Raw genomic sequence first — 23,408 nt, 5'->3', positions numbered from 1 at the left:
CGCTCTTTCGTATGACGTAAGTTAGATTGCGATTGCGCAGGAAACTGCTATTACCTCGCAATGTCGTGCAGGTCCAAATTCAGGCGTATGATACTGTATGCATATACAGTATTTACGCTCATGTCGTCCGTCACTCTCCCTACCGCCGATATCCACCTATCGCTCTGGCATGCAACCCGGCTTGCCCGCGTGAACAGCGCACTATCGGCACCGGCTCTCCACCGAAACCGCCCCGCTCAAAAAGCGCAGAGTGGGTTCCCGCACGGCCTGTCCGGATGACGCGCAATGGACACGACCTTCACCGCGCTACCGGCCTACGCCGAGCTGTTCTGCTTTTCGAACTTCACGTTCCTGCACGGCGCCTCGCATGCGGAAGAACTCGCCGCACGCGCGTCGCAACTCGGTTATGCAGGGCTCGCCGTCACCGATGAATGCTCGCTTGCGGGCGTCGTGCGCGCGCATGTCGCGGCGAAGGAAATCGGGTTGCCGCTCATCATCGGTTCGTATTTTCAACTGCGCAATGCCGACGGATCGCCGGCGTTCGGCTTGATCCTGCTCGCGCAGAATCGCGAGGGCTACGGCAACCTGTCCGAATTGATCACGCTCGCGCGCACGCGCGCGCCGAAGGGCGAATATCGTCTGACGCCACACGATCTGTCGCGCCCCGATCGCGACTACGCGCATTTGCGCGGCATGCCCGATTGCCTGGCGATCCTGGTGCCCGAATTTCCGGCGAAAGAAGAAACGCTTAAGGCGCAACTCGAGTGGCTCGACGACACGTTTCCCGCCCGCGCGTGGTGCGGCCTCGTACTGCATCAGCGGGCAATGGACGACATCCATCGCGGCGCCGTCGAATACACCGCTGAGAGGCACGGCATACCGGTCGTCGCGCTCGGCCACGTGGTGATGCACGTGCGCTCGCGCAAACCGTTGCAGGACACGTTGACGGCCATTCGCGTCGGCAGGCCGGTGCATGAATGCGGCTACGAGTTGGCGCCGAACGCGGAGCAGCATCTTCGCTCGCGGCTGCGGCTCGCGAACCTCTATCCGGAATACGCGCTTCGCGAGACCACGAACATCCTCGCGCATTGCACGTTCTCGCTGGATGAACTCCGGTACGAGTATCCCGATGAACTGGTGCCGAAAGGCTTCACGCCGGCGACTTATCTGCGGCAGGAGACGTACATCGGCGCGCAGCGACGCTTCCCGTCAGGCATTCCGTGCAACGTTCAGACGCAGATCGAACACGAACTCGAACTGATTGCGGACCTGCAATACGAGCCGTACTTTCTCACCGTTTACGACATCGTGCGGTTTGCGCGCAGCCAGCACATTCTCTGTCAAGGCCGCGGCTCGGCCGCCAATTCGGCGGTCTGCTATTGCCTGGGTATTACGGAGGTCGACCCTGCGCGCGGCAACATGCTGTTCGAGCGTTTCATCTCCAGGGAGCGCGGCGAGCCGCCCGACATCGACGTCGACTTCGAACACCAGCGGCGTGAAGAGGTGATCCAGTACATCTATTGCAAATACGGCCGCGATCGCGCGGCGATTGCCGCGGCCGTCTCCACCTATCGTGCGCGCGGCGTGCTGCGCGAAACCGGCAAGGCGCTCGGTGTCGACATGCAGATAGTCGATGCGGTGGCGAAGTCGCATCACTGGTTCGACAACAGCGCGGACCTGCTCAAGCGCTTCGAGGAATCGGGGCTGAATTCGCAGACGCCCATCATCCAGGCGTGGGCGTCGCTGGCCGCGCAACTGTATGGCTTTCCCCGGCACCTGTCGCAGCACTCGGGCGGCTTTGTCATCAGCAGGGGAAAACTCACGCGCCTCGTGCCTGTTGAAAACGCCGCCATGCCGGAGCGCAGCGTTATCCAGTGGGACAAGGACGACCTGGAGTCGCTGGGGCTGCTCAAGATCGACGTGCTCGCGCTCGGCATGCTGTCCGCTATCCGCCGCGCCCTGGACCTCGTGTCGGCGCAGCGCGGCGAGCGCTTCGAGATGCAGGACATTCCGGCGGAAGACGCCGCGACCTACGAGATGATTTCGCGCGCGGATACCGTGGGCGTGTTCCAGATCGAATCGCGCGCGCAGATGTCGATGCTGCCACGGCTGAAACCACGCATCTTCTACGACCTCGTTATCGAGGTCGCCATCGTCCGCCCCGGACCGATTCAGGGCGGCGCCGTCCATCCGTACCTGCAACGCCGGCAGGGATTCGAACCGGAGACTTACCCCAGCGAAGCGCTGAAAGCCGCATTGGGCCGCACGCTTGGCGTGCCGATTTTCCAGGAGCAGGTCATGCAGGTCGCCATCCTGGCGGCGGGCTTCTCGGCCGGCGAAGCGGACCAGTTGCGAAGAGCAATGGCGGCATGGAAGCGCAAAGGCGGCCTTCAGAAATACTACGACCGCATCGTCAACGGCATGCTCGAACGTGGGTACGACAGGGCATTCGCAGACGGCATCTTTCAGCAGATTCTCGGTTTCGGCGAGTATGGCTTTCCGGAAAGTCATGCGGCCAGCTTCGCGCTGCTCGTGTACACAAGCAGTTGGCTGAAGTGTCATGAGCCGGAAGCGTTTCTCGCCGCAATGCTCAACAGCCAGCCGATGGGCTTCTATTCGCCGTCGCAACTCGTTCAGGATGCGAAGCGCCACGGCGTTCAGGTGCTGCCGGTGGATGTCACGATAAGCGGCTGGGATTCGTCGCTCGAACAGATCGACGGTGCGGCGCGCCCTGCTGTCAGACTGGGTTTGTCGCTGCTTCGAGGCATGCGCGACGGCACCGCCGAACGTATCGAGAATGCGCGAGCCGTGCGTCGATTCACGACCGTGTCCGACCTCGCGCGGCGCGCGCAACTGGACCGTCGCGACCTGCAGGTGCTGGCCGCGGCCAACGCCCTGTCCTCGCTTGCCGGCAACCGGCGCGAGGCGCTGTGGCAGTCGGTCGCGTCCATACCTGACAAGGACATGCTCTCGGTCGCGAAAGTCGAAGACGAAACGCCTGAACTGGGCGTGCCGTCCGAGGCGGACGATATCGTCGGCGACTACCGGTCGATGGGACTGACACTGGGCCGGCATCCCCTCGCGCTACTGCGGCGACATTTGCTGGCCGGCAAATGGATGCCGGCATCCAAGTTGCAGACCTACCGCAACGGCCGCCTCGCGCGCGGCTGCGGCATTGTTACGGTGCGCCAACGGCCCGATACCGCGAAGGGCGTCATCTTCATCACCATCGAGGACGAGACCGGCAATGTGAACGTCATCATCTGGCCCAAGGTGCTCGAACAGCAGCGCCGGGAGGTGCTTGGCGCGTCGTTACTCGGCGTGCTCGGGGTGTGGCAGTGCGAAGGCGAGGTGCGCCATCTGGTGGCGCATCGTCTTGTCGATATGTCGCATCTGCTGGGCGGGCTGGTGACGGCGAGCAGGAATTTTTGTTGAGTCATTCACGTTGAAGCGTCATGAAGTGCGTCTCGCAGCGACGCGTGACGCGCCGGGGATTCCGTTTGGCTAAACGCGCTGCGGGAGGGCCGCGGCAAAAAAGTCCGTCACGCGGCGCACGCGTGCCGGTACAAACCGACGCCTTGGCCAGATGACGCTGATGTCTCTCACGTCGCCTATAAAGTCCTCGAGAACGGCGATCACGTCCGGATGCCGGAGTTCGTCGGCAAGCGACACTCTCGCAAAGAGGCCGATTCCAACGCCGTCCAGCACACCCGCCCGAATCGTTTCGACGCTGTTCGACGAAAGATTGCCGCGAACGGCCACGCTGAATGGACCGTCCGGCCCAACGAACGGCCAGTTCGCCGACTCCGTCAGACCGCCATATAAAAGGCAGTTGTGGTCGACGAGCTCGGCGGGTGTCCTGGGTATGCCGTGTTGCTCGAAATAGCGACGCGATCCGACGCACACGAGCGGCGTACTCGCCACGCGCCTGACGACCGCGTCAGGATCGTTGACGGGGCCTACCCGGATCGCGAGATCGATCCGGTCATCCACCATGTCGCGCACGAGGTCCGAAAGAACAAGATCGACCTGAAGGCCGGGATTGAGCGACAACAACTCAGGGATGAGCGGCAAGACGTGAAGGCGACCGAACGTGGACGCTACGGCGATCCTGATCAAACCGGAGACATCGAGGGTGCTGCTCGTCAGTTCGCTGTCGGCTTCATCCATCTCATCGACAAGCGGCCTGGTCCGATCGTAGTACCGCTGCCCCTGATCCGTGAGGGTCACGTTGCGCGTGCTGCGGTTGAATAACAGCACGCCAAGGCGCTTCTCCAGCGTCCCGATGGCCTTGCTGATGGCGGATTGCGATTCTCCCGTTCTACGCGCCGCAGCCGAAAAGCCACCCGCCTCGGCCACGGCGATGAAGGCGTTCAATTCGTGAAACCGATCCATTGCCGTCGCCTCCGAGCGCTCCAGCTATTCCCCGAGAGAATAGATCTTATGAAAATTCCCCGCATTATCATTCCCTCCGGCCGCAATTACCATCGTTCTGTCATTCACGAACAGATAGAAGGTTTCGATGTCCACTCTCGCAGGCAAGACCGCCGTCATTAGCGGCGCAACGACCGGTATCGGTTTGGCGATCGCCCAACGCCTGGTGGCCGAAGGCGCGCACGTCTTTATCTTTGGCCGCCGGCAGGCGCAGCTCGACGAAGCCGCCCGACTGATCGGCCGCAACGTCACCGCTATCCAGGCTGACGCGGCGAACCTCGATGATCTCGACCGCGTCGCTGCAACAGTGAGGGAAGTAAAAGGCGTCGTCGACATCGTCGTGTCGAACGCGGGCTTTACGGAACAGGCTTCGATCGACGCCCTCACGCCCGAGCATTTCGACAAGGCCTTCAACCTCATGGCTCGCGGCCCCGTCTTCCTGGTTCAAAAGTTGTTGCCGCTGATGACAGCGGGCGGATCGATCGTTCTGGTCTCCTCGGCCATGCACGGCATGGGCATTCCCGGCCATACGGCCTACGCGGCGACCAAGGCGGCGCTACGTTCCTATGCCCGCACGTGGGCCGCGGAATTCAAGAATCGCGGCATTCGCGTCAACCTGCTCAGCCCTGGCGTTACCGATACTCCGATTCTCGATTCTCAATCGGCGACGCGCGAGGAACTGGTGAACATGTACCAGAGCATGATCCCGATCGGTCGACTCGCGCGGGCCGAGGAGATTGCCAATGCGGCGCTCTTTCTCGCGTCCGACCAGAGTTCCTATGTGACGGGTGCGGATTTGATGGCCGATGGTGGTATTGGTCAGGTCTGAGAAGCGAGGCTCGCTGACGCGATCTCCACGCATACGGGCCAACGACGCCAACGACGCCTCGGGGCGGAACGTCACCGGCACGATCGAAAGCATCGCGTTTCAGACCAATATTCTTGCGCTTGATGCTGCAGTGGAGGCGGCACGAGCGGCAGAGGAAGGACGCGGCTTCGCCGTGGTCGCCTCTGATTCGTATGCACTCAAATCAATGGTACGTCGTCGTCGACGACTGCAGCTTCGTCAGCACGCCGCGCTTGAATCGGAACCAGCCTTGCGAGCCGTGCATCACGACTTCATCGCCTTGCCAGAACACGCGCCTGACCGTCATACGTATACCGGAGCGCTGCACAAGCGGCGGACGGCGGCGAAAGTCGTACAGCACCGGGCCGGAATCGGTCTGCACGAGCGTGCGCGTGACCGTGTCGTTTGCGTTGCCCACGTCATCGAAATGCGCGAGCGCGTTCGCGCCGAAGCGATCGAAAACCTCGTTGTCGAGCATCGCCGTCCAATCGTGGTCGGAGCGCACGAATTGCAGTTGACCCGAGGGCGTGCCGAGCGGGCCGGACGCATTGCTTTGCGCATGAACGCAAGTCGCGAAAGAACTCGCCGCGAGCGCTGCGACGAACAGTCGTCCGAGGTTGCCTTTCAGGTTCAGCGGCGTCTGCCGCAACGGAGCGCGACTCGCCATCGTTCGTTGGAACATTGTCATCGATCTGGTCCACACCATCATTGTTATTAACGAAGCGGCGATGGTACTTCACCCGGCAATCGAAGGCGACGCGAAGCGGCTGCTACCCCACTCCTACTCCGCCCCCATCCGCGTCCCGTCCACGAATCTTTCGGTGGCGTCGTCGATCCGGCGCCCTCGGCGTCCCGTCGGACCATAGACATAAATCGATTTCACGTCGACCCGCTCGTCCGTCACGACGGGCGGCGGCGACATGGCATAACGCACCATGCGTGCATGATCGCCGAGTTGCAATCGCGGATCGAAAACGGAATCGAATTTCCACAACATCCGCACGAAGTTGGTCTGGCCGCGCAGCAACAGCTTGCACGCCTGCCCCGTCGCGCCCCGCAATGCGGTCCAGCCCAGGTGCTTGCGATTGAGTACCTGCTGCGTGCGCACCAGTTCCGTATAGAACTCATCGAGCGGCAAACGGGTCGGCAAAACCGCATGCTGTATGTCATACAACCGATAATCCAGGCTGGTCAGCCTGCGTTGCTCGCGCAGCCAGATTTCGGTGCCGGGATAAGGCGTGTTGACGCTGATATTGACGATCTCCGGTATCTCCAGGCACCAACGCCGGATGGTTTCGAAGCGCTCGCGGTCCCAGTCGGGGTCGGCAATCAGATTGATCGCGACGGTGATCCCCAGCGAGCGGGCAAACTCCAGCGCCTCGAAATTTTTGTCCAGCGTGATGCGTTTGCGGAACGCCTTCAGGCCCTCCGCATCGATCGCCTCCATGCCGATGAACATGTACTCCAGTCCGAGGCGGCGCCAGAATCGAAACACGTCCTTATTGCGCAACAACACATCGCCGCGTGTCTCCAGGTAATACCTCTTTCGAATTCCCCGGCGCTCGATCGCCTCGCCGATCTGCATGCCGTGCTCGGCATGAACGAACGCCACGTCGTCGACGATGAATACGCCCGGCTCGCGTATCGTAGCCAGTTCGGCGACGACCTGTTCCGGATTGCGCGCGCGGTAGCTGCGGCCATAAAACGTCCACGCGCTGCAGAACGCGCAGTCCCAGGGGCAGCCTCTCGCAAACTCGATCGAGGCGCAGGGGTCCAGCACGCCGATAAAATATTTTCTCCGATGCCGCAACAGATCGCGCGCCGGGCGCAGCGTATCGAGCGACTGCGCGAAGCACGGCGGCGGCCCTTCGCCATCGCGCGTGACCACGCCGGGCACACGCAGCAGATCGCCGCCGCGGGCAACCGTCTCCAGCAAGGCGGCGATCGAGGCCTCGCCTTCGCCGCGGAGCACGCAGTTCACCGCGCCATCGGCATGCCGCAGCAGATCGGCCGCGACAAACGAGGCGCTGTGTCCGCCGACCAGCACGAAACACTGCGGCAGCGCAGCCTTGATCGCTTTCGCGAGATCGATGATTTCGGGGATGTTGGCGAGATAGTTGCCCGAGAAACACACCGCGTCGGGTTGCCAGCTTCGTATCATGCGGTGCAGGTCGCGGTGCGTCTCGGCCTGCAGGTCGATGAGGCGGACCTCGTGACCGGCGTCCCGCGCGACGGCCGCCACATACTCGAGTCCAAGCGGCTCCAGACGCAGGAACACGCGTGTGTACATCAAACCGCTGGGATGAACCGCAAGCACCTTCATGAAAATCTCCCGCAAGAGATAAACCAGCGGTATTGCGCCCCCAGACGGCCGCGCGCGCCCTCAAGCGTGCGCACCCGCCCCCAGCGGATCTTCGATCATCACGCGCCGGTTGCACGGTACACGGCGTTGCCGATCGCCGCGGCAATTCCGGCCAGCCCCGATCTCGGCGATGCCGCGCGCGCCACGCCGCGCTTGGCGCAGCGGCAATGTACTACCTCGACAACAACTCGGGCCGCCGACGCCGGGCCATGTTGCGTGACAAGCTCGGCTCCACCGGCAGGCGGATCGTGAAGCGGTCGCGCTCACAGGCGAGGCGAGTGGCCGGGTCCGCCTACGGCATGCTGCATCACGCGGTATCGAGCGCACCGACTTCCGATCAGCAATTGACCGAGCGCGTCCGCGCGCGCCTCGGTCGGACGGTACGCACGCCTGGCGCGATCGACGTGACGGTGGACGGCCATGTCGCGTGCGTCGGCGGCCATGTGCTGGCCGACGAGCACGACAAGGTGATTCGCGAGATACGCGGAGTGCCGGGCATCGAACGCGTCGACGACCGCTTGTGCGTGCATCAGCAGCCGGGCAACGTGCCCGAGCTACAGGGCGCGGTAAGGCACTAATAGGAGCGACGCGCCATTCGCACGTGCGTGCGAAGGTCGGCACCACGCGCGACGCGTACTCGATCGATCACGCGGTGTCGGCTCTCGCTCGGGCTTCACCGCGCATCCCGTCGGCGACCGGCGTGCATCGAATAGCACGTCGACGCCGCGCTCCGATCCACTGAAATTCATTCCGCGTGACGACGACCGGTTCGCTTGCGGGCTCATGCCGAAATCCTTACAAATTCATTAATCCATCCGCACGGTTATTCAATAGCCGGCTTCATGAATGAATTCCCGACTCTCGGCAATCCGCCTCGGCCCACTTCATGGGATGGAATTGAAATTCGTAAAGCCATGCGCTTTCTAATTGCAGCAATTGTTAAACATAGCAATGCTCGGTCCTGACCTAGGGGTTTTAGTAGACAAACCAAAAACCATATGCGAGAGTTTCGCTTAACACTTACTGGAACTTTCCGGCTTGCGCCAAGTCAAGAAACGCCCACTTCGAGGTCAAGATTTGCGTGGTCGGTTCACCTGGTGCGGAACATGTTCGGAACAGAAAAAATGGCGCCGGGAGCGCATGCATGGGCGTTTTCCATGTAGCGCCGGCATGATCGCAGCACTTCATTGGGGCGGGTCACTATGAGCATTCCGGGTAGAACAATTCAAGGAAAACGTTTGGCACGCCAACGACCCCGCTCAGCCAGGCAATTGACGCCCCTTCACGCAATTGACATCGATATGCCGTTGCCTCTCGGACCTTCATAAGCTGATGGTCCGCCGCATTCCGCATCGCAATGCGAATGCAGAAAAAATAGAAACTGTCTAGCCGGTTTTTATCCATACCTTCCTTCTGTGAATTTAACAGTCAGGAGGATGGCGCACGTCCGCTTTTATCATCTCCAAGCATCAAATATTGAATAAATAAATACAGCTCCCGTTAATAACGCGACGCAGCGCCGAGGTCTTTTCTTTCGATTCATGCATGTCCTCATTCGAAAGGAAGGTGGAAACGCGCGGGCGCAAAAACATCGAACAGGAAAAACATGAACAAGGCATATCGGACCATCTGGAACGACGCATTGGGCGCCTTCGTGGCCGCGTCGGAATTCGGCAAATCGCGCGGCAAGGGGAAATCGGGGGCCGGGGCCGCGGTCTGTGACAGTCGTGACGGCCGTGACGGAGGTGACGGAGATGACGGGCGAAGCAATCAGCGCGACGGGCACGGCGCCAATCCGCGCGCCGTCACTTTATTGTTGTTGATGGGCCTGGGTGGATGGGGTGTACAAGCGCAGGCGCAGGTGAGCTGCTCTGGCGCGCCCTACTACTTCTTTAGCGGCAGTGCGTCGTGCATGGGCGTTCAGTCCTCAGCGACCGCCGGCGGGGCCACTGCGGTAGGTTATGGCGCCACCAGTAGCGGACTCAATGGCGTCGCCGTCGGCTTTCAAGCCATTGCCTCCGGCGTCAACTCGATTAACGTTGGCGCGCGCACCGCTCCCGGTACCGGCGCGACCGCACAGGCGGCGATCGCTATCGGTACGGACGTCACCGCTAACGGTTCGTCGGCCATCGGTATCGGCCTGCAAGCCGTCTCTAGCGGCAACGTGTCGACTGCCGTCGGCCCCTCGGCGAAAGCAACCGGAGACAACGGCGTTGCACTGGGTGCGAGCGCTAGCGCTGCCGCGTCGGGCGCGGTGGCACTGGGCAGCGGAGCCATAGGTTCGCAAGCCAACGGTTTAGCCGTGGGTTCGGGAGCCAACGCCACCGGTGTCAACGCCATTTATCTGGGATCGCGCACCGGCGCGGGCACCGGTTCGTCCGGCACGTCGTCCATTGCGATTGGCACTGACGTCACCTCCAACGCCGACTATGCCAACGCGATCGGCTTTCAGGCGGTGGCCGGCGGGCCCGCCTCCATCGCGATGGGTTATACCGCCAACGCCTCCGGCACGCACGCCGTCGCGCTCGGCTTTCAGGCCATCGGCAGCGGCCTCAACTCGGTGTATTTGGGCGCGCGTACCGTCGCGGGCACGGGCGCAACGGCGGACGGGGCCGTGGCCGTCGGCACGGATGTGAAGTCCAGCGGGCTCTCCTCGCTGGCCGCGGGCACGATCGCCGTCGCCTCGGCGCAGAATGCCGTGGCGCTGGGGGCGGGAGCCCATGCCACCGGCCTCAACGCGCTCGGCATGATGGTCGGCTCCAGCGCCAGCGGCGCAAACTCCATCGCGCTGGGTGGGTCCGATTCCGTCGCGGAAGGCGGTTCGTCGACGCCAGCGGCGGTGGGCGGCGCGGCGGCGGCGGGCATTCGCGCCATTGCGATCGGCGCGGGCGCCAGTTCGGCGGGGGCCTCGTCCATCTCGATAGGCGATTCGGCTCAGACGGGGGCCAATCCCAACGCCATCGCCCTGGGCACGAATGCAACCGCGTCGGCAGGCAGCGCCGTCGCGTTGGGCAATCAGACGGTTGCGAGCAACGGCAATGCGACGGCGGTCGGCTTCACGTCGCAAGCGCTCGCGGCGTCGACCGTGGCGATCGGCGACAGCAACACGGTGGCAGCCGCAGCCGGCGCGGGTTCGTTCGCCGGCGGACAGAACTCGCAGGTGCTCGGCGGCACGGGCGCTGTGGCGCTCGGTCAGGCGCAAACGGCGAGCGGCAACGGCGCGGTCGCGATCGGCGATCCCAATAGCGCGGTCGGCAACGGCGCAATCGCAGTGGGCGCGAACAATACGGCGACAGGCGATGGCGCGGTGGCCGAAGGCAACGGCAATATCGCCAACGGCCAGGGCGCGGTCGCGCTCGGCAACGCCAGCAACGCGAGCGGCGCGAGCGCGCTGGCATTCGGCGATACGGCGGTGGCGAATCAGGCCAATGCGATCGCGCTGGGCGCGGGCGCATCGGCCGGCAATGCGAACGCGGTGGCGCTCGGCGCGGGCAGCACCACGGCGACGGCGGTGGGGACGAGCAGCATCACGGTGGGCGGCATCACGAGCGCCGTGGCGGGCACGACGCCTGGCAGCACCGTGAGCGTGGGTTCGGTCGGCAGCGAACGCACGATCACCAACGTCGCGGCGGGCCGCGTGAGTTCGGGCAGCACCGATGCGGTGAACGGCAGCGAGTTGTATGCGACGAACCTCGCCGTCAACAACCTGACCAACGGCGCCACCGGCCCGTTCGTGTCGAACAATTCGGTGACGTCGGTACAGCCCGTATCGTCGGGCGCGAACGCCGCCGCCGGCGGCTTCGGCGCGTCGGCGACGGGCGCCGCCTCGCTGGTGGTCGGCAATCAGGCAACGGACAATGGCGTCGCCAACTCCACCGTGCTGGGCCAGGGCGCGAGCATCGCGAGCGGCGTGAGCGGCTCGAACGTGGCGCTGGGTCAGGGCTCGTCGGTCACCACCGCCGCGGTGCCGACGGGCAGCGGCGTCATCAACGGCACCACGGTGACCTACGCGGGCGGCACGCCCGCCGGCGCGGTCAGCGTCGGCACGGCGGCCGCGCCGCGTCAGATCACCAACGTGGCGGCCGGCCAGGTGAGCGCGGCGAGCCTGGATGCGGTGAACGGCTCGCAGCTCTTCGCCACCAATACGGCGATCACGACGGTCGGCACTCAGGTCACGAACCTGGGCAACAGCGTGGCGTCGAGCCTCGGCGGCGGCAGCACCTACAACAGCACGACGGGTGCGCTGACCACCAGCCTGAGCTACGGCGGCAACACCTATACGTCCGTGCAGAGCCTCGTCAACGCGTTCACCGGCGGCGGCACGACGCCGGGCATCAAGTATTTCCACGCGAACTCCACCGCGCCCGACAGCCAGGCGCTCGGCGCCGACAGCGTCGCGATCGGCCCGAACGCGGTTGCCAACAACGCAGGCGATATCGCGTTGGGCTCCGCCTCGCAGACCACCGCGGCAACGCCCACCCCGAGCACGACGATCAACGGCACGGTCTACGGCTTCGCCGGCACCGCGCCGACCAGCGTGGTGAGCGTGGGCGCGCCAGGCGCCGAGCGGCAGATCCAGAACGTCGCCGCGGGTCAGGTGAACGGAGCCAGCACCGATGCGGTAAACGGCTCGCAGTTGTACGCGACGAATCTGGCCGTGGACAACCTCGCCAGCGTCGTGACGGCCAACAAGACGCACTACTACAGCGTCAACGACGGCGGCACGCCAGGCGGCAACTACAACAACGACGGCGCCAGCGGCAGCAATGCGCTGGCGGCCGGCATCGGCGCGACCGCAACCGGCGTGAGCAGCTTCGCCGGCGGCAACGGCGCCGCGGCGCAGGCGGACAACGCGCTCGCGTTGGGCGCGCTGTCGAACGTCTCGGTGACCGGCGGGGTCGCGATCGGCTCCGGCGCGATCTCCGATCGCGCGGTGCTCTCGGGCATCGGCTCGATCGCCAACGGCACGCACGCGATTCCGTTCAACACGTCGGATCAAACCTTGCTCGGCGCCGTGTCGTTCGGCAGCGCGGCGGGCAACACCTATCGCCAGTTGACCAACGTCGCGGACGGCACGCAGGCGCAAGACGCCGTCACCATCAGGCAGCTTGCCGGCGCGCTGTCGTCGTTCGCCGTGACCGGGCAGTTGTACTTCCACGCGAACTCGGCCGCGGCGGATTCGCTCGCCGTGGGTGCGGAGTCGATCGCCGTCGGTCCGACGACGGTGGTCAATGGCGACAACGGCGTGGGCATCGGCAACGGCGCGATCGTCGATGCGACCGCGCCGGGCGGCGTCGCGATCGGCCAAAGCGCGAACGCGGCGCAGGCGGACGCGATCGCGCTCGGCAGCGGCTCGATCGCCAGCGGCGCGCAATCGATCGCGCAAGGCGCGAACGCGAGCGCGGCGAATGCAGGCGGTATCGCGATCGGCTCGGGCGCGCAAAGCAGCGCGATCGACGCGCTCGCATTCGGTTCCGGCGCGCAGAGCAGCGCGACCGGCTCGGTCGCGCTCGGCTCGGGCGCGAGCGCGTCGATGGCGAACAGCGTCGCGCTGGGTGCGGGATCGGTGACGACGGTCGGCGCGTTGAGCAATTACATCGCGTATGGCTTGAGCAGTCCGCAGTCGTCGGCGGGCGAGGTCAACATCGGCAACCGGCAGATCACCGGCGTCGCGGCCGGCAAGGCCGGAACCGATGCGGTGAACGTGTCGCAACTGGATGCCGTCTCGACCCAGTTGACCTCGCTGATCAACCAGCGGACCAGCAATACCGGCGGCAGCTTCACGTCCACGCCGGGCACGCCGGCGCCGCCGGCGTCCAGCGGCTCGAATTCGTCGGCGGGCGGACAAGGCGCGACGGCTTCCGGTTCGAACAGCACGGCGGTCGGCAACAGTTCGCAAGCCAGCGCGACCGGCGCGACCGCGGTAGGCGTCGGCGCGGCCGCTACCGGGAACAACTCGGTGGCGCTCGGCGCGGGCAGTACCGACGAGGGCCGCAGCAACGTCGTATCCATCGGCTCGACTTCCGATCCGCGGCAAGTGGTGAACGTGGCCGCGGCAACCCAGGGCACCGACGCGGTCAATCTGAATCAGCTCAATGCCGGGCTTGCGCAAGCGAATGCCTATACCGATCAACGGATCAATCAACTGCAATCGGGCGTGAACTCGGTCGCGCGCAACGCCTATTCCGGCATTGCCGCAACCACTGCCTTGACGATGATTCCCGAGGTCGACAAGGACAAGACCTTGTCGTTCGGCATCGGCACGGCGGGCTTCCGGGGTTATCAGGCGGTGGCGCTCGGGGGCACCGCGCGCATCACCGAGAACATCAAGATGAAAGCGGGTGTCGGCATGAGCCCTGGCGGCACCACCTTCGGCATGGGCGCGGCCATGCAGTGGTAACGCGCGGACCGTCATCGCTTAAATGCGGACGCGATCGTGCGTTCGCAACGCAAGCACGAAACAACACGTGTGGAGAACAACATGAAGCAGCTTTCTGGATGGGGCTTATCGCTGAGCCTTGCTTTTCTTGCCGGATGTTCGGCTGCCTCCGGGCCGACCTTCAACGCTTATACCCTCACGGCCGAGGACGGTTCGAAGCTTCATCAGGTCGAATGTCATGGTCTTTTCGAGGGGCCCGCGACCTGCATGAAGGTGGCTCAAAAGATCTGCCGCGGAGAACCGGTTCGCGCGGTGCAAAAGGTGGGGGCCCTGCAAGCGGACAATGAGGAAACCGATGTCACGCGGCGACTCACCTTCGCGTGCGGTGCCGCGCCGGGTGCCGCGCCCGCTGCGGCTTCGCAGCCCGCCGCAGCCGGGCCGCAAACGGTCGCCCGCTTCGCCTTGCAAACCGATGCGCTGTTTGCCTTCGGACAGTCGAGCCTCGCTTCGATCTCGCCTGGCGGAGCGGCAAGCCTCGAACAGGTCGTCACGCGTATCAAGCAGTTGAAAGGGGTGGAGTCGATTTCGGTCGTGGGCCACACGGATCGCATCGGGCCCGAGACGGTGAATCAGCGGTTGTCGCTGGCACGCGCCGAGACGATACGTGAATACATGATCGATCACGGACTGAACGGCGAAACGATTCACACGGCGGGAGCGGGTTCACGCGAGCCGACAAGCCAATGTCCCGCCGGCGAAAGCCGCGCGGTTATCGCTTGCCTTCAACCGGACAGGCGCGTCTCGATCGAAGTACGGGCGCAGTGAACGCAGTGAAATGACTCAGGACTCAGCGCCGAACGGACTCGCGATGAACGCGCGAGCCGTCGGCGCTGATCCGAACGGCCCGGCTTGCGCGCATGCGACGGGCCACTGAAGCGGCCTGCTTGCGTTGGCTACAGATGGCGCATCGCGAGCCGCAACGCCGGCTTACTTGACTGTCTGCAGCACTTCGAAGCCTTCGAATTCGGGGTGGCCGAGATACAGCGATCGGGTGCCGCCGCCGACGTTCCGGTGCGCAGCGCGGAATGCCTCGGATTGCGTCCAGCCTTCGAACGCCGCATGGTCCCGCCAGATCGTGTGGCTGGCATACAGGACGTGGTCTTCTCTTTGAGGCCCCTTCAGCAGGTGAAACTCCACGAAGCCCGGCACTTCCTTCAGATGCGTGTCGCGGCTGGTCCACAACTGTTCGAACCCGGGTTCAGCCCCGAGCGCCACCTTGAAGCGGTTCATGGCGATGTACATGTCCGATGTCCTTTGACGAAATGATGCGATGCTGGATGCACGACGATGACCGCCTGATTCTAATCGGTCTTGCTAGCCGTTGAGGCCGTGCGTCCAGCATGAGCGCATCAAGGCGCGCCTGCGCGCCACGCGGGTTGCGCCAGGACAATCGGATGGCACCTGTTCCCCTGTCATCCAATCCCGACATTGGACGGGCGATGCCGCGGGATCCGCCGATCCCGCCGTACCGCCCGCCGTGCCGGATTCACATCGTCCTCGCCGAGATGGGCGTACCGGCCGTGACGCGTGCCCTTCTGTATGACCTCGTCGGAAAGGGACTGCGCGATCAGCCACGTGGCCAACGCACCCGCAAAAATTGCCGCCATTGAAGCAACGATCAGGTTTTCCATGCCGAACCCCCGTGAACTTTCAATCGATTGTGGGCGCGCTTGTCTATATAGTCCAAGACGCGTTTAGAATGGATTCGATAAGCAAATCTTATGGGCCGCGCATGATACTCCGCCACATCCGCTATCTGCTCACGGTCGCCGACTATCGCAACTTCACGCGCGCGGCCGACAGCCTGCATATTTCGCAGCCGGCGCTGTCACAGCAGATTCGCCAGTTGGAAAACGATCTCGGCGGTCAGTTATTCGACCGCAGCGGTCGTGTGGTGCGGCTGACGGATTTCGGCGCCATCTACGTGGAATATGCGCGCCGCGCGCTGCTGGAACTGGAGGCCGGGCAGCGCGCCTTGCATGACGTGCGGGACCTGTCGCGCGGACAACTCAGGCTCGCGTTCACGCCCACCTTTACCGAATACCTGGTAGCGCCCGCCGTCGACCACTTTCACTCCACGTATCCCAACATCGTGATCGACATGATGGAGATGTCGCTCGAAGCGATCGAAAGCGGATTGAGTGAGGACCGGATCGACCTGGCGATCGGATTCACGGACCTACGTTCGGACGATATCGAAACACAACCGTTGTTTCTGGAGCGGATCACCCTGGTGGTGAGCGACCGGCATCCCGTGGCCGCACAGCATGCCCCCGTCGAGCCGGCGCAACTGGCCGCGCTGCCTCTCGCGCTGTTGGGCGGCCAGTTCGTTTCGCGCTTTTATATCGACAGCTATTTCGAGTCGCAAGGGATCAAACCCAGCGTTGCGTTGCAGGCGAATTCGATTAGCGCGCTGCTGAAGATCGTGCGCGGCGGGAAGGTTGCCACGCTGCTTCCGGGTGCGCTGCGCTACGAGCATCGCGACCTGAAGTACATCCCGCTCGAACCGGAATTTCCCGCTCGAACGGTAGCCTTGCTCACGCGCAAAGCCGCCTATCGGACAGCGGCCGCCGCCGCGTTCTCCGACACATTGAAAGCGATGCTGGAAACGGGCGCATTGTCGTCGCTGCGTGCCGAATAGAAAGCGCGCCGCCCCTCACGTATAGCGCGCAAGAAACATATCGGCCGCGGACTCCGCGACATCCTTCTGTTCCCGTTGACTCAGACGCGGTTGCCCCATCGTCACCTGCGGCCAGAACGCGAACGCCTTCACGAGACCTTGCAACTGCTGCGACGCGAATTGCGGGTCCGGCGTTTTCAGTCGGCCGTCCGCGGCGGCGGCGCGGATCCATACCGTCAGATCTTCCTCGCGCTCGCCCATGCGCGCCACCATGTCGCGCGCGCGCTCGGGCGAATGAATGCCCGCCGCGATCGCCACGCGCGCGAGCGACAGAAACGCGTCATCGTTCAACAGGCTCAGCTTGCGCGACAACAGCCGCAGCAACTGCGCGCGCAAGGGCTTGTCGGCGCGATAAGCGGGCGCCTCCACCGCGTCGCTCGCATTCCATAACTGTTGAAGGATCGCCGCGAACAGCGCTTCCTTGCTTTCGAAATGGTTGTAGACCGTGCGCTTCGACACGCCCGCGCGGGCCGCGATGCGATCCATGCTGGTCGCGTCGAAGCCGGCGGCGAGAAATTCCTCGATAGCCGCGGCGATGATGGCCGCGCGCTTGCGATCGGTCAGGCGTTCAAGGGAGAGGGAGGCAGCGTCGTTCATCGCTAAATTTTACACCGGACGGTTTACTTTTCCCTGAAATAAATTACACTGACCAGTCTACTTTTTGCGAATGGACATTCCTATGACCTCGATTACCGGCTTCCTCGACCGTGCGTTGGGCCTGAACGCGGCGCGACGCGGGCGTGAATTGTCGCGCTCGTCGCCGCAACACGATGGCGAGCGCTTTCGCAACGTGAAGCCGCGTCCGGTTGAAGGCATCGGCAAGACCTTTAGGATTGCGTGGAACGTGCTGTTCCGCAAGCCGGACGGCACGGTGCCGGCAGGCACGCTGCCCGTCGACGCGCTCACGCGCGAGCAGCTCGAGGCCGCGCCCGACCGCAGCCTGTACCGTCTCGGGCACTCGACCATGTTGCTCAAGCTGCGCGGCCAGTTCTGGCTGACCGACCCGGTTTTCGCCGAACGCGCATCGCCGTTCCGGCGCTTCGGCCCCAAGCGTTTTCATGCGCCGCCCATCGCGCTCGCGGATTTGCCGCCGTTGCGCGGCGTGATGCTGTCGCACGATCATTACGACCATCTGGATCGTGAGACCGTGCTCGCGCTCGCCGCCACGACCGGCGTGTTCCTGACGCCGTTGGGCGTCGGCGACCGGCTGATCGAGTGGGGTATCGACGCCGCGAAAGTCCGTCAGTTCGACTGGTGGCAAGGCGTCGACATCGACGGCCTCGCCTTCACGGCCACTCCCGCGCAGCACTTTTCCGGGCGCAGCCTGTTCGACGGCAACAGCACGTTGTGGGCTTCATGGGTCATCGTCGACGACGATCTGCGCGTGTTCTTCAGCGGCGATACCGGCTACTTCGACGGTTTCAGGACCATCGGCGAACGGCTCGGCCCGTTCGACGTCACGCTGCTCGAAACAGGGGCCTACGACGCGCAATGGCCCTATGTGCACATGCAGCCGGACCACACGATCCAGGCGCACGTCGACCTGCGCGGGCGCTGGCTCGTGCCGGTTCACAACGGCACCTTCGATCTGGCGATGCACCGCTGGCAGGAGCCGTTCGAGCGCGTGATGGGGCTCGCCGCCGCGCAGGGCATTCCCCTCTCGACGCCCCGCATGGGCGAGCGGCTGGACCTCGCCTCGCCGCATCGCGGAGAGCGGTGGTGGCGCAATGTCGTCGAGGTTCTGGATGCAGCCGGCACGCCCCGGCGACGGTTCTCCTGCCGCAATGCGGGCGAGGCCAGGCTTCAGGACTAGCTTCAGGACGGGATGCGCGTTCGTATGAGCGCGCCTGCGTTGCAATCGTCCAATCAGGAAGCCGCCGCTTGGCGCGAGCGGCGGCGCCGTCGGCTCCACGTAGAATGCGCGGCATCCGGTAAGCTGTCGCAATGGCGCCGCGCGTCGATTCAGCGGCACGCGGTTGGGAGCATCCGCATCGTCATGCCGGAATCCCGTTACCAACCCGAACGTCTCGACGTTCCGGCAACCTGGCGGTGCGCATTCGCAACGGTTCTCGGCTGCACAGGGCCGCCGGTTTTCCCGAACGAATCGAGACCGATGGAAACACTCAATGATCAACTATCTGGATCCGGTATCCGCACTCACGAACGCCGGCTCCCTGCTGTCAGCCGATGACAGCATCGTGGCGTCCTACGACCTGGAAATCGGCGGCGCGCCGGCCGAGGGCTACCGAAGCCTGACCTGCGATCCGGCAATCAGAAACGCCAACGCCGCGCCGTTCGAAATCGACTACGCGCGCGTCGCGAGACTTCACGTGATCAACGGAATGGGCGTCACGCTCGGCGACTCGATCATCGGCCTCACCGCGCTCGCCGCGATCAAACGCGCGCATGCGGGAATCTCGATCAGCCTTTACCGCCCGCACAAGACGCCGGATTACGTGAAGCAACTGTACGAACTGGCCCAGCCGGTGATCGGACAGACGATCGACCTGCCCGTGCCTCTCGCGTCGATCCCCGACGACGAAGTACGGATCGATATCGGCAATCATCTGTTCTGGCCGAACTTCTCGCGGATGCCGATGATCGACTTCTTTCTCTGGTCGTTAGGCGTTTCGCCAGACAAGGTCGATGCCCATGCACGCTCGAATGACTGGCTGAGGAAAGTTGCGCTGCCTTCGTTGGAAAAAGACGCGCAGCCCGGCAAGTACGTGCTCTTTTGTCCCGCGGCCAGTACGCCGGTTCGAAGTATCCCCGAGCCGGTTCACGCGGAACTCGTCGAGCGGATGTGGCGGAAATTTCAATTGCCGGTGCTCGGATTCGGACGGGTCGAGCACCCTCGCTACACCGACATCACGCACCGCTCTGCGAACACTGCCGCGTTTCTCGCATGGGTGAAGGGCGCGCGATTTCTTCTGACATCGGACACGGCCGCGGTGCATATCGCGGCGGGCTTCGACGTTCCCACCGTTGCATTCTTCACGACGATCCCGGCGAAGATGCGGGTTCGCGACTATCCCCACTGCATGCCAGTGGATCTGCCGCTTCCTGAGCTCGCGGGCATCCAGGCAAGCGGACGGGAGGCCGACCTCCAAAGCGTGAAGCAGGCATATCGTGCGTTGCTCGATACGCACTGGGACCTATGAACGACAACGGACCACGGCGAGCGCTGGTACGCCGTGGCCCTCGAGCGGCTTACTGCTTCAGCAATTGACCGTAGGCGACCAACGAGTTGTCGGTTGCCTTGATCAGATACATGATTGTCCGCTGGTACAACGTCGTGCTGCCGGAAACCGGCAGGAACGTGATCGCCGCATTACCCGTATAGGTCACGCCCGAAGCCAGCGTGCAGGTGCTCGTCGTGCCGGTCGTCGTCATCGTGTAAAGGTTCTTGTTCGAGCCTGGCGTGGTCAACACCAACGTGCCCGAGACACCGCAGCCGAGCAGGTTGCCGGTGAAGCCGCCCGCGTCGTCGATGGTCAAGCTCGTCGTGTTTTGCGCCCACGTGCCCGACACACTCGACTGCGTGACCGCGAGCGCGTTCGCCGGGTCGTAGTTCAAGGACAGATTCACGGTGTTGCTGTTCGCGACGTAGCTGCCGGTCAGGGTCTGATTCGCGCTGAACGTGCCGCTTCCCGACGTGGCCGCAAAGCGCAGGCCGCCGAAGGTCTCGAAGCCGCTCGTCAAGGTCCAGTTCGGCGCAGCGGTCGTTGCCGTGCCGAAGAACGTCGACGTGACGACGTTGAACAGGCCGCTCGTGTACGAGAGGTTGTTCGCCGGGTCCACAAAGGCCGTCGTGCGGGACGACGACGATTGCGTCCAGATGCCTTCGAAGCCATTGCCCGTGGCGGCCGTCGAACCGGATTGCGGAGCCGTCAGGCTCGGCAGTGTCTCGCCCGAGACGACGGGCGTCGACACGGGCGCCGAGGCCGCCGCCGGTGCGCTGGCGCTCGAAGCCGGCGCCGCGGCGGACGACGAACTGTCGCCCCCGCCCCCGCCGCACGCGGCGAGTGCGAATGAACCCACCAAGGAAATTACTAAAGGTAGTCTTTCTTTCATTTTCATTATGGTATTTAGCGTGCGGATTGTTAATCCGGCAAAATGATTGTTCAACTCTCGATATGCCCGCGCAAAATCGCGCAGCCGTTTAAACGGCAGGAAAATAGAAATCTTTAGCGTGGGCTGAGGAAATATTCTCTCAGCGGTGCTGGTCGGATCTTCGCGGTCCGATGGACGTGTGCCGGCATTGAATGCGAACTGCATAAAACGTTTGCACGCGTTTTGAATAACAGCCCGGTATTAACGGGTCAAACTACTCATCAGACGGCATGAGGTTTCGGGAAGGCGCGGGTGACACGCCACCGAAAACCGATAATCTTGCCCGGACGAACATTAAAAATCTTGTAGAACCTGCAACACAGATGTAGTTTACGTCACATGACTACACTCACCACCTGGTCCCTGCTGGTTCTCACGCTCCCCACCGAAAACGCCACGGCCCGCATGCGTTTCTGGCGCGCGCTAAAAGCGAAGGGATGTGCCGTGCTACGCGACGGCATCTACCTGCTGCCTTATACCGAAGAGCGCGAGCAGATGCTGCGCGAGCTGGCGAGCGCCATCGCGGACAGCGGCGGCAACGCGTATCTGCTGCGCGCGCCGAGCCTCGATGCCGTGCAGGAAGCGGAATTCCGGGCGCTTTTCGACCGCGCTGAAGACCACGCGGCGTTCATGCGTTCCCTGAAAGACGCACGCAAGACGATCTCGGGCCAATCCGCAGCCGACCTCACGCGGCTGCGGCGACGCTTGCGCAAGGACTACGAGACCATCGTCGCGACCGACTACTTCCCGGGCGACACCGCAACGCGTGCGCAAGCCGCGTGGCAAGACTTCATCGGGCTGGTCGATACCGTGCTTTCGCCGGGTGAGCCTCATTCGGCCGAGCAGCCCATTCGAAGCCTGTCGGCCAGCGACTATCAAGGACGCACCTGGGCCACGCGGCAGCATCCGTGGGTCGATCGTGTCGCGAGCGCCTGGCTGATCCGGCGCTTCATCGATCGCGACGCACGTTTCATGTGGCTTACGTCACCCAGTGCCTGCCCCGCTGACGCACTCGGTTTCGACTTCGACGGCGCCGCGTTCACGCACATCGGCGAACGCGTGACGTTCGAGGTGCTGATCGCGAGCTTCGGGCTGGAGAAGGAGCCGGCGCTGCTGCGGATCGCAGAGATGGTTCACGCGCTCGACGTGGGCGGCGCGGCCGTTCCCGAGGCCGCCGGTTTCGAAGCCGTGATGGCCGGCGCAAGAGAACGCGCGGCGCACGACGATCAGTTGCTCGATGAAATGAGTCGCGTGCTGGATTCGCTCTACACGCACTTCACGTCGGCCGCGAAAAGCCGGGACGCCGGAGGGCGATCATGACTACCACGACTGTGACGACGCCACGCTACACGCTCGGCCAGTTGGTGCTGTACATGCTGCGCCTTGGCGCGTTCGGGTTCGGCGGACCCGTGGCGCTGGTCGGTTACATGCACCGTGACCTGGTCGAGGAAAAGAACTGGATCAGCGAGTCGGATTACCGCGAGGGACTGGCGCTCGCGCAGATGATGCCGGGGCCGCTGGCTGCGCAACTCGGCATCTATATGGGCTACGTGCACTATCGGATCGTGGGCGCGACGCTGGCCGGCATCGCCTTCATCCTGCCGTCGTTCCTGATGGTGGTCGGCCTCGGCTGGGCCTACGCCCACTTCGGCGGACTCTCGTGGATGCAGGCCGCCTTCTACGGCGTGGGCGCCGCCGTGGTCGGCATCATCGCGATGAGCGCGTACAAACTCACCACCAGGACCATCGGCGGAAACAGACTCCTGTGGGCGATCTACCTGACGCTGGCGGCGGTAACCGTCATCACCGAGTCCGAGATCGCGTGGCTTTTCATCGCGGGCGGCGTCGTCAACTGGTTCGTCGCGGCTCCCCCGAAATGGCTCCGCAAGGGCGGCCTGAATGTCGTTGCCGCCACGCAGTTGCCGGCCGCAAGCGGTGTTCTCAGCGGTATCGACTGGCCTCTGCTCGGCCAGATCGGGCTCTTCTTCACGAAGGCGGGCGCGTTTGTGTTCGGCTCGGGACTGGCGATCGTGCCGTTCCTTTACGGCGGCGTCGTCACCGAGCATCACTGGCTCAACGACAAGCAGTTCGTCGATGCCGTGGCCGTCGCGATGATCACGCCGGGACCCGTCGTGATCACGGTCGGATTCATCGGCTATCTGGTCGCGGGACTGCCGGGCGCCTGCGTGGCGGCGCTCGGCACGTTCCTGCCTTGCTATCTCTTCACGGTGCTGCCGGCGCCGTACTTCAAGAAGTACGGCAAGCTGCCCGCGGTCAAGGCCTTCGTGGACGGCATCACCGCCGCTGCGGTAGGCGCCATCACGGGCTCGGTGATCGTGATCGCACGGCGCTCGATCGTCGACTGGCCGACTGTTCTGCTCGCGCTCGCCACCGTCCTGCTGCTGTGGCGCTTCAAGAAACTGCAGGAGCCGGTCGTCGTCATCGCCGCCGCGCTCATCGGTCTTGCCGTGTACCCGCTGATTCATTCGCACGCCATTTGAGCGCGCGCGCGGACACCCGCGAGGACGACATT

The 23,408-nt window shown here is 63.9% G+C and carries 17 protein-coding genes and 1 pseudogene; 11 read left to right on the top strand and 7 right to left on the bottom strand.

Going from position 1 to position 23,408, the window contains the following annotated elements:
- Positions 1 to 285: 285 nt before the first annotated feature.
- A complete protein-coding gene (locus CUJ90_RS28865; RefSeq protein ID WP_114164411.1) occupies positions 286 to 3,435 on the top strand; it encodes an error-prone DNA polymerase in 3,150 nt (1,049 codons plus the stop codon).
- Positions 3,436 to 3,504: 69 nt separating this feature from the next.
- On the opposite strand, the gene CUJ90_RS28860 is transcribed toward CUJ90_RS28865, so the two are convergent.
- Positions 3,505 to 4,395: a LysR family transcriptional regulator gene (locus CUJ90_RS28860; protein ID WP_114164410.1), complete on the bottom strand. Its 891-nt coding sequence runs from the start codon at positions 4,393 to 4,395 to the stop codon at positions 3,505 to 3,507.
- Positions 4,396 to 4,522: 127 nt separating this feature from the next.
- Here CUJ90_RS28860 and CUJ90_RS28855 point away from each other — a divergent pair, with 127 nt between their 5' ends.
- A complete protein-coding gene (locus tag CUJ90_RS28855) occupies positions 4,523 to 5,263 on the top strand; it encodes an SDR family NAD(P)-dependent oxidoreductase (RefSeq protein ID WP_114164409.1) in 741 nt (246 codons plus the stop codon).
- A 70-nt stretch (positions 5,264 to 5,333) separates the two neighbouring features.
- Positions 5,334 to 5,450: pseudogene (locus CUJ90_RS28850) on the top strand (methyl-accepting chemotaxis protein); the annotation flags it as partial.
- 15 nt (positions 5,451 to 5,465) lie between these two features.
- Here CUJ90_RS28850 and CUJ90_RS28845 read toward each other — a convergent pair.
- Both CUJ90_RS28845 and hpnR read right to left on the bottom strand, forming a co-directional pair.
- Positions 5,466 to 5,948 carry a hypothetical protein gene (locus CUJ90_RS28845; protein WP_114164408.1) on the bottom strand — a complete coding sequence of 161 codons (483 nt, stop codon included), beginning with the start codon at positions 5,946 to 5,948 and terminating at the stop codon, positions 5,466 to 5,468.
- Positions 5,949 to 6,062: 114 nt separating this feature from the next.
- On the bottom strand, positions 6,063 to 7,604 hold the full coding sequence (hpnR, locus tag CUJ90_RS28840) for a hopanoid C-3 methylase HpnR (protein WP_114164407.1): 1,542 nt from the start codon (positions 7,602 to 7,604) through the stop codon (positions 6,063 to 6,065).
- A 206-nt stretch (positions 7,605 to 7,810) separates the two neighbouring features.
- Here hpnR and CUJ90_RS28835 point away from each other — a divergent pair, with 206 nt between their 5' ends.
- The 3 genes from CUJ90_RS28835 to CUJ90_RS28825 all read left to right on the top strand — a co-directional run bounded on the left by CUJ90_RS28835 (position 7,811) and on the right by CUJ90_RS28825 (position 14,847).
- Entirely contained in the window at positions 7,811 to 8,221 is a 411-nt protein-coding gene (locus tag CUJ90_RS28835; protein ID WP_114164406.1) for a BON domain-containing protein, read from the top strand.
- Between the two features lie 1,028 nt (positions 8,222 to 9,249).
- A complete protein-coding gene (locus tag CUJ90_RS28830) occupies positions 9,250 to 14,043 on the top strand; it encodes a YadA-like family protein (RefSeq protein WP_114164405.1) in 4,794 nt (1,597 codons plus the stop codon).
- 81 nt (positions 14,044 to 14,124) lie between these two features.
- Positions 14,125 to 14,847: an OmpA family protein gene (locus CUJ90_RS28825; protein WP_114164725.1), complete on the top strand. Its 723-nt coding sequence runs from the start codon at positions 14,125 to 14,127 to the stop codon at positions 14,845 to 14,847.
- Between the two features lie 162 nt (positions 14,848 to 15,009).
- Here CUJ90_RS28825 and hmuQ read toward each other — a convergent pair whose 3' ends face one another.
- Positions 15,010 to 15,324: a heme-degrading protein HmuQ gene (hmuQ, locus tag CUJ90_RS28820; protein WP_114164404.1), complete on the bottom strand. Its 315-nt coding sequence runs from the start codon at positions 15,322 to 15,324 to the stop codon at positions 15,010 to 15,012.
- 170 nt (positions 15,325 to 15,494) lie between these two features.
- On the bottom strand, positions 15,495 to 15,713 hold the full coding sequence (locus tag CUJ90_RS28815) for a hypothetical protein (RefSeq protein ID WP_114164403.1): 219 nt from the start codon (positions 15,711 to 15,713) through the stop codon (positions 15,495 to 15,497).
- A 68-nt stretch (positions 15,714 to 15,781) separates the two neighbouring features.
- On the opposite strand from CUJ90_RS28815, the gene cynR reads away from it, so the two are divergent.
- Complete coding sequence (cynR, locus tag CUJ90_RS28810; protein ID WP_244220056.1) at positions 15,782 to 16,723, top strand: transcriptional regulator CynR; 942 nt, start codon at positions 15,782 to 15,784, stop codon at positions 16,721 to 16,723.
- A gap of 15 nt (positions 16,724 to 16,738) precedes the next feature.
- Here the strand turns inward: cynR and CUJ90_RS28805 are convergent, their stop codons facing one another.
- On the bottom strand, positions 16,739 to 17,359 hold the full coding sequence (locus tag CUJ90_RS28805) for a TetR/AcrR family transcriptional regulator (RefSeq protein WP_114164401.1): 621 nt from the start codon (positions 17,357 to 17,359) through the stop codon (positions 16,739 to 16,741).
- Positions 17,360 to 17,441: 82 nt separating this feature from the next.
- Here CUJ90_RS28805 and CUJ90_RS28800 point away from each other — a divergent pair, with 82 nt between their 5' ends.
- Together CUJ90_RS28800 and CUJ90_RS28795 are read left to right on the top strand one after the other, a co-directional pair.
- Entirely contained in the window at positions 17,442 to 18,575 is a 1,134-nt protein-coding gene (locus CUJ90_RS28800; RefSeq protein WP_114164400.1) for an MBL fold metallo-hydrolase, read from the top strand.
- Between the two features lie 313 nt (positions 18,576 to 18,888).
- Positions 18,889 to 19,923, top strand: a complete 1,035-nt coding sequence (locus CUJ90_RS28795) for a glycosyltransferase family 9 protein (protein ID WP_083080943.1) — start codon at positions 18,889 to 18,891, stop codon at positions 19,921 to 19,923.
- Positions 19,924 to 19,972: 49 nt separating this feature from the next.
- On the opposite strand, the gene CUJ90_RS28790 is transcribed toward CUJ90_RS28795, so the two are convergent.
- The gene (locus CUJ90_RS28790; protein WP_114164399.1) at positions 19,973 to 20,842 is read right to left on the bottom strand and encodes a hypothetical protein; all 870 of its coding nucleotides are present in this window, start codon (positions 20,840 to 20,842) and stop codon (positions 19,973 to 19,975) included.
- Between the two features lie 372 nt (positions 20,843 to 21,214).
- On the opposite strand from CUJ90_RS28790, the gene CUJ90_RS28785 reads away from it, so the two are divergent.
- Both CUJ90_RS28785 and CUJ90_RS28780 read left to right on the top strand, forming a co-directional pair.
- Positions 21,215 to 22,195: a chromate resistance protein ChrB domain-containing protein gene (locus CUJ90_RS28785; RefSeq protein ID WP_114164398.1), complete on the top strand. Its 981-nt coding sequence runs from the start codon at positions 21,215 to 21,217 to the stop codon at positions 22,193 to 22,195.
- Positions 22,192 to 23,376, top strand: a complete 1,185-nt coding sequence (locus CUJ90_RS28780) for a chromate transporter (protein WP_114164397.1) — start codon at positions 22,192 to 22,194, stop codon at positions 23,374 to 23,376. The genes CUJ90_RS28785 and CUJ90_RS28780 overlap by 4 nt, the downstream gene beginning before the upstream one ends.
- Positions 23,377 to 23,408: the final 32 nt, after the last annotated feature.

It is taken from the genome of Paraburkholderia terricola, assembly GCF_003330825.1.
Taxonomy (GTDB): domain Bacteria; phylum Pseudomonadota; class Gammaproteobacteria; order Burkholderiales; family Burkholderiaceae; genus Paraburkholderia; species Paraburkholderia terricola.
Note: the sequence above shows the minus strand (reverse complement) of the source record. Positions and strands in the feature narration are given on the sequence as shown.